A 6,828-nucleotide genomic window follows, 5' to 3' on the forward strand; every position below is an offset into this window, starting at 1 on the left:
GGCGGGTCTCTGTGCGATGGCAGGTGCAAGGGAAGCGCCGGGAGCCTGATGGCCAGCATCGTTCAATTCGAGAATGTCGGCCTGCGCTATGGTTCGGGCGACGAGACTCTCTCGGATGTCAGCTTTTCGCTGAACACCGGCAGTTTCTATTTCCTCACCGGCCCGTCCGGTGCGGGCAAGACCTCGCTGCTCAAATTGCTCTACCTCGCCCAGCGGCCGAGCCGCGGCACGGTGCGGCTGTTCGGCGAGGATGCCGGCGCGCTGCCCCGCACCCGGCTTCCCGGCTTCCGCCGGCGGATCGGCGTGGTGTTCCAGGACTTCCGGCTGGTCCCGCACCTCTCGGCCTATGACAATATCGCGCTCCCCCTGCGCGTCGCCGGCGTGTCCGAGAGCGATATCGAGGCGCCGGTACGCGAGATGCTCGCCTGGGTCGGCCTCACCGACCGCGGCCGTGCCAAGCCGCCGACACTTTCGGGCGGCGAGCAGCAGCGCATCGCCATTGCCCGCGCCGTGATCGGCCGCCCCGAGCTGCTCGTCGCCGACGAGCCGACCGGCAATGTCGACCCCGACATGGCCGAGCGGCTGCTGCACCTGTTCGACAGCCTCAACCGCCTCGGCACCACCGTGGTGGTGGCGACGCACGACTTCCACCTGCTCAACCGCATCCCCAACGCGCATATGATGCGGCTGGAAAAAGGCCGGCTGAACGACCCCACCGGCGCGCTGCGCAACCCGCCGCCGGGGCGCGCATGAAGCTGAGCCTCAATCCCAATGCGCCCGACCGCCGCCTGCTCGACGAGAGCCGGCGGACGCGCGCCATGACCTGGATCATGGCGATCATGCTGTTCCTCACCGTGCTGGCCGGCGCGTTGGGGCTGGGCATGTTCGCCGCGACGGCGCAGCTCGATCGCCAGCTGGCCGGCCGGATGACGATCCAGGTCGTCGAGCCCAATGCCGCCACCCGTGACAGCGAAGTGAAGGCACTGCGCGCCGCCCTGCCCCGCGTGGCCGGCGTAACCCGTGTCGCCGAAGTCGATCGGCAGCGGCTGGCCGAACTGCTCAAGCCCTGGCTGGGCGATACCGGGCTCGATCCCGACCTGCCGATGCCGGCGATGATCGATGTGGAGACGCGCGGCGGCAACAGCGCCGCCGTCGAGCAGACCGCCAGGGCGATCGCGCCGAACGCCCGGATCGACCGGCACGCCCAGTGGCTCTCGCCCGTGCGCAGCTTCATGACCACGATGAGCTGGCTCGCCGTCGGGCTGATGCTGCTGATCGCCACCGCCACCGCCGCGGTGGTGCTGCTTGCCGCGCGTTCGGGGCTGGACACGCACCGTGACACCATCGATGTGCTCCACATGCTCGGCTCCACCGATGTCCAGATCGCCCGCCTGTTCCAGCGGCGGATCGCGTTCGACACGCTGCTTGGCGGCCTGATCGGCACGCTGGCGGCGCTGGGGCTCGTCTGGTTCCTCCAGTCGCGCATGGCGCTGGTCGGCTCGGAGATGCTGAGCGGTGTGGCGTTGCAGCAGCGCGACTGGTTCCTGCTCCTGCTGCTGCCGCTCGGCTTCGCGCTGCTCGCCACCTTCGCCGCACGCAAGACCGTGCTGCGCGCGCTGGGCCGCACGCTGTGATCCTGCGGCTGATTGCCCTGGTCGTGATCGCCTGGCTGCTCGGCTTCGCCGCGTTCATGCTCTCGCTCGGCCATCCGCTCGAGGGCCGCAAGACCGATGCGATCGTGGTGCTGACCGGCGGGCCGAAGCGGATCGACCGCGCGCTTGCCGTGCTGCGCGCCGGCGATGCGGAACGGCTGCTGGTCAGCGGGGTCGACCCCGATGTGCGTCCGGGCGAGTTCGCGGCGGAGTACAAGATCGATCGCAAGCTGATGCGCTGCTGCGTCGACCTGGGCTGGCAGGCGGTCGATACCCGCTCGAACGCCGAAGAGACGGCGGAATGGGTGAAGGAGCATGGCTACAAGACCGTGCGCCTCGTCACTTCCGACTGGCACATGCCGCGGGCGCGGCTCGAGCTTTCGCATGCGCTGAAGGGCGTCGAGCTGGTCGGCGATCCGGTGCGCAGCCAGCCCGGCTTCGCCATGCTGTTCCGCGAATATCACAAATATCTGGTGCGGCGGATCGCGCTGCTGATGGGCGCCAATTGATGAACCTGCTGCGCACGCTGATCTTCTCGATCTTCTTCTACGGCCTGTCGATCCTCCTGGTGCTGCTGGTGCCGCTGGTCGCGCTGCTCGGCGGCGATGCGCTGCGCACCTATGCGATGGCCTGGGTGGCGCTGATGACCTGGTCCGCCCGCTGGATCCTGGGCATAAGGGTGAAGATCGAGGGCGAGATCCCGAAAGGCCCGGTGCTGTTCGCCGGCAAGCATGAATCGCTGTTCGAGGCGCTGGAGCTGAGCCGGCTGCTCGGCTCCCCTGCCACGGTGATGAAGCGCGAGCTGGCCCAGATCCCGCTCTGGGGCTGGGCGGCGCGGCGCTACGGCGTGATCATCGTCAACCGCACCGCCAATGCCGCGGCGCTGCGTTCGATGATGAAGGACGCCAAGGCCGCGCTGGCGCAGGGCCGCTCGGTGCTCATCTTCCCCGAAGGCACGCGCGTGAAGCCGGGCGAGGCGCCCGAGCTGCGATCGGGCTTTGCCGGGCTCTACCGGATGCTCGAGCTGCCGGTGGTGCCGATCGCGGTGAAGAGCGGCCATGTCTGGCCCAAGCACGGCATCAAGAAGCCGGGCGTCATCACCTTCCGCTTCCTCGACCCGATCGCGCCGGGCCTGCCCCGCGCGGAGGCCGAGGCGAAGGTCCATGCCGGGATCAATGCGCTGAACGGCTGAGCGCGCTCCAGCAGGGCCTGCGCGGCGACTCGCCAAAGTACACGAAGTACAGGCCAAGAACGGGTTTTTGTCGGCGCTATTTTCCCCATCTTCTCCGGCAACGCGCCGCATCCCGCAACGATCTTGCTCGGGCGTGATCCTATTTTCCCAACGGATTCAAGGCGCGACCGGCCGCAAAGCCGACCGCCCGAGGCAAGCAGGCGAAATCCTACATTGCAAGCCCGTTGGAGGTCTCAGTCGTGAACTGTTCCCCGGCGAAAGCCGGGGTGCAGATATCGCGGGAGGGCGACGCGCTATTTGTGCGCGCGGCCGAAGTCCGGGGCGGCATCGTCCTGGCCCTGCTCGATGATCGAGCGGCGGATCGTGCGGGTGCGGCTGAACAACTCGAACAGCTCGTCGCCCTTGCCCCAGCGGATCGCGCGCTGGAGCGCGGTCAGGTCCTCGGAGAAGCGCTGGAGCATGTCGAGCACCGCTTCCTTGTTGGCCAGGAACACGTCGCGCCACATGGTCGGGTCCGAGGCGGCGATGCGAGTGAAGTCGCGAAAGCCGCCGGCCGAATATTTGATCACCTCGGACTGGGTGACTTCCTCCATGTCCGATGCGGTGCCGACGATCGTATAGGCGATCAGGTGGGGCAGGTGGCTGGTGACGGCGAGAACGCGGTCGTGATGATCGGGCGCCATCGTCTCGACCTGGGCCCCCAGGCGGCGCCAGAACTCCAGCACGCGCTCGACGGCGAAGGGCGCGGTGCCCTCGACCGGCGTGATGATGCACCAGCGGCCCTGGAACAGCGAGGCGAAGCCGGCTTCGGGCCCGCTATTCTCGGTGCCCGCCACCGGGTGCGCCGGCACGAACACTGCGCCGGGCAATGCGGCATGCACCGCCTCGACCACGCTTTCCTTGCACGAGCCGACATCGCTGACGATCGCGTCCGCGGGCAGGTCCACCGCGATCTCCGCCGCCGCCGCGCCCATCGCGCCGACCGGGACGCAGAGGATGACGAGGTCCGCGTCGATCACCGAGGTGCCGGCGGTGTCCGCGATATCGTCGCACAGGTCGATGCGCACCGCCGTCTCGCGCACCGCCGGATCGGCATCATAGCCGGTCACGCGCACGCTTGGCATGTGCTGGCGGATGCCGCGCGCGATCGACGAGCCGATCAGGCCCAGCCCGATGATGGTGATGCGCGCGAAGGGCAGCATCAGTCCTCGCCAGCCATCTTGCGGAGCGAGGCCATCACGCCGCGCGTCTCATCCTCGGTGCCGATGGTGATGCGCAGGCCATGCGGCAGGCCCTGGCCGGGCAGCCAGCGGACGATATAGCCGTCTTCCATCAGGCCCTTGTACGCCGCCTCGGCGGTGAGCTGGCCTTCGAACAGCACCAGCACGAAATTCGCCTGGCTCGGCACGGCGCGCAGGCCCTTGTTGCCCAGCTTGGCGATCTCGGCGGAGAACCAGCGGCGCCACTGCGCATTATGCGCCTTGGTGTGATCGACGAAATCGGTATCGCCCAGCGCCGCGACCGCCGCCGCGGTGCCCGCGATGGTGATCGAGAAGGGCAGGCGGATGCGGTGCATCGCCTCGATGATCGGCGCCGAGGCATAGCCCCAGCCGATCCGCTCGGCGGCAAGGCCGTACATCTTGGAGAAGGTGCGCGTCACCAGCACGTTCGGCGCGCTGCGGGCCAGCTCCATGCCGCCATCATCGTCGTCGCCTTCGATATATTCGGCATAGGCATGGTCGAGCACGAGCAGCACGGTGCTCGGCAGGCCGGCGTGCAGGCGCAGGATCTCCGAGCGCGGCGCATAGGTGCCGGTCGGGTTGTTGGGATTGGCGACGAAGACGACCTTGGTCTTGTCGGTCACCGAGGCGAGGATCGCGTCGACATCGGTCGCGTAATCCTTGTCGGGTGCCACCACCGGGATCGCACCGACGCGGCGAGTCGCGATCGGGTACACGGTGAAGCCGTAATGGACGTAGATGATCTCGTCGCCCGGACCGGCGAACGCACCGGCGGCGAGGTGGAGCACTTCGTCCGAGCCGTTGCCGTAGATGATCCGCGCGGGATCGAGGCCATATTTGGCCGCGATCGTCTCGCGCAGCTCGACGGCGCTGGCGTCGGGATAGCGCTCGAGGCTGGTCGCGGCGGTGAGGAAAGCCTCCCGCGCCTTTTGCGAAGTGCCGAGCGGATTCTCGTTGGACGAGAGCTTGGTCACCTTGCGGCCGTCATCGGTGGTGGAGCGCCCCGGCACATAGGGGGCGATTTCCATGATCCAGGGCTTGGGAACGGGTGCGGTCATGGTCGCGCGGCTTGGCGGAATGGTTACCGGATGGCAAGGGTCCGGCGCTAGGGCTTCATGGTTAAGCAGGAGCCGAGGAGGGGCAATGCGGGGGAACGGCATCGTCTGGCGCGCACTGGAAGCGGCGCGACGACGGAATCTGGAAGCGGCGGGCGAGGCCATGCCGATCAAGGGCGCGAGCGGCGCGACACGGCGCGCGGTGCTGCAGGCAATGGCCGCTGGCGGCGTCGCCACTGCCCTGCCCCGCCCGGCCATGGCGCGCCCTGCCGGCCGGGTGGCGATCATCGGCGGCGGCATCGCGGGCCTGACCGCGCTGCATCACCTGCGCGAGGCGGGCGTCGATGCGTTCCTCTATGAGGGGCGCAACCGCACCGGCGGGCGGATGTACACGCACAGATCGGGCGACTGGACGTTCGAAGTGGGCGGGCAGCTGGTCAATACCGACCATTATGACATGCACGGGCTGCTCAAGCGCTTCGGCGTGGCGCTGCTCGATCGCAAGAGCGAGCCGCACGACACGCTGATCCTGGCGAATGGTCGCCTGATTACCGACACCGAACTGGCCGAAGCGCTGCGCCCGATCGCGGCGCAGATCGCCAGGGATGCCGACCGACTCGACAAGGACCAGGCACGAGTCGCGCCCGATCTCGATCGGATGTCGATCCACGACTATCTCGACAGGCATTCCGCGCTGATTCGCCAGCCCTGGCTGCGCCAGCTGCTCGAGGCGACCAGCCGCACCGAATATGGCGTGGAACCGAAGCGCGCATCGGCGATCGAGCTGATCTTCAACCTGCCCACTGTCGATGGCGCGCGCGCCGAGGTGCTGGGCGGCGCCGACGAACGCTATGTGATCGAGGGCGGCAGCTCGGCATTGGTCGAGGCGATGAGCGCGCATTATGCCGATCGCATCGCCACCGGAAAGCGCCTGCTCCGCGTCGAATCGGGGCTCAGGCTCCATTTCCTGGACGGCTCGACAGAGGCCGCCGATACGCTGATCGTCGCGGTGCCCGGCCCGCTCACCCGCCAGATCGATTTCCGCGTGCCGCTGCCCGCCGCCTGGCGTGCGTTCATCGGCGAGATGGAGCTGGGGCTGAACGAGAAGGTCCAGTCGGGCACCAACGCGACGCCGTGGCGCCAGCCGATGGGCGTGGGCGGCGAGCTGTGGCAGACCGATGCCGATGCCGGCTGGGCACTCGGCTGGGACGGCAGCGTCCACCGCAAGGATGGCATCTCGCCGGTCTGGACCTGGTTCCTGGGCGGCGACGAAGTGCTGCGCGCCGAGAGCGAGGCGCCTTCCGCGCTGGCCAGGCGCTTCGCCGCCAGCGCCGCGCCGGCGATCCCCGGGCTGATCGAAGCGGCGACCGGCCCCTTCACCCGGACCAACTGGCATGCCCAGGCGCTCACCCTCGGCGCCTATTGCAACTATGCCCCCGGCCAGCTCACCCGCTTCTCGAAGCTGCTCTGCGTCGAGGACGAGGGCGGCAACCAGGTGCCCCATGCCGGGCGGATCTGGTTCGCCGGCGAGCATCTCTCCGATGCGTTCCCCGGCTATATGAACGGCGCGGCGCAGACCGGGCGGATGGCGGCGGGCGCGATCCTGGGCAAGCGGATCGCGGCGAAGGCGGGGTAGTTCCTGTTCCCCGGGGGGGAAACGGGGGGCCCGGGGGAAAAGGCCGGGGGGG

7 protein-coding genes are annotated in these 6,828 nt (G+C 68.6%); 5 read left to right on the forward strand and 2 right to left on the reverse strand.

Annotated elements, in window-relative coordinates; genetic code table 11:
- Positions 1 to 48: 48 nt before the first annotated feature.
- The 4 genes from ftsE to AAHM44_RS13475 are packed head-to-tail and all read left to right on the forward strand — an operon-like array spanning position 49 to position 2,844.
- Positions 49 to 753 carry a cell division ATP-binding protein FtsE gene (gene ftsE / locus AAHM44_RS13460; RefSeq protein ID WP_184163127.1) on the forward strand — a complete coding sequence of 235 codons (705 nt, stop codon included), beginning with the start codon at positions 49 to 51 and terminating at the stop codon, positions 751 to 753.
- Entirely contained in the window at positions 750 to 1,634 is an 885-nt protein-coding gene (locus tag AAHM44_RS13465) for a cell division protein FtsX (protein WP_184163131.1), read from the forward strand. The genes ftsE and AAHM44_RS13465 overlap by 4 nt, the downstream gene beginning before the upstream one ends.
- A complete protein-coding gene (locus AAHM44_RS13470; RefSeq protein WP_342250281.1) occupies positions 1,631 to 2,161 on the forward strand; it encodes a YdcF family protein in 531 nt (176 codons plus the stop codon). The genes AAHM44_RS13465 and AAHM44_RS13470 overlap by 4 nt, the downstream gene beginning before the upstream one ends.
- The gene (locus AAHM44_RS13475) at positions 2,161 to 2,844 is read left to right on the forward strand and encodes a lysophospholipid acyltransferase family protein (RefSeq protein ID WP_342250282.1); all 684 of its coding nucleotides are present in this window, start codon (positions 2,161 to 2,163) and stop codon (positions 2,842 to 2,844) included. Before AAHM44_RS13470 ends, AAHM44_RS13475 begins: the two co-directional genes overlap by 1 nt.
- Positions 2,845 to 3,137: 293 nt before the next feature.
- On the opposite strand, the gene AAHM44_RS13480 is transcribed toward AAHM44_RS13475, so the two are convergent.
- Positions 3,138 to 4,046, reverse strand: a complete 909-nt coding sequence (locus AAHM44_RS13480) for a prephenate/arogenate dehydrogenase family protein (protein ID WP_269573387.1) — start codon at positions 4,044 to 4,046, stop codon at positions 3,138 to 3,140.
- Complete coding sequence (gene hisC, locus AAHM44_RS13485) at positions 4,046 to 5,143, reverse strand: histidinol-phosphate transaminase (protein ID WP_342250283.1); 1,098 nt, start codon at positions 5,141 to 5,143, stop codon at positions 4,046 to 4,048. Before hisC ends, AAHM44_RS13480 begins: the two co-directional genes overlap by 1 nt.
- An 85-nt stretch (positions 5,144 to 5,228) precedes the next feature.
- On the opposite strand from hisC, the gene AAHM44_RS13490 reads away from it, so the two are divergent.
- Positions 5,229 to 6,776 (forward strand): flavin monoamine oxidase family protein, encoded by a 1,548-nt coding sequence (locus tag AAHM44_RS13490; protein ID WP_342250284.1) that lies wholly within the window; start codon positions 5,229 to 5,231, stop codon positions 6,774 to 6,776.
- The last annotated feature ends 52 nt before the right edge of the window (positions 6,777 to 6,828 follow it).

Origin of the sequence: Sphingomonas sp. OTU376, from assembly GCF_038440415.1 — a bacterium.
GTDB lineage: Bacteria > Pseudomonadota > Alphaproteobacteria > Sphingomonadales > Sphingomonadaceae > Sphingomonas > Sphingomonas kyeonggiensis_A.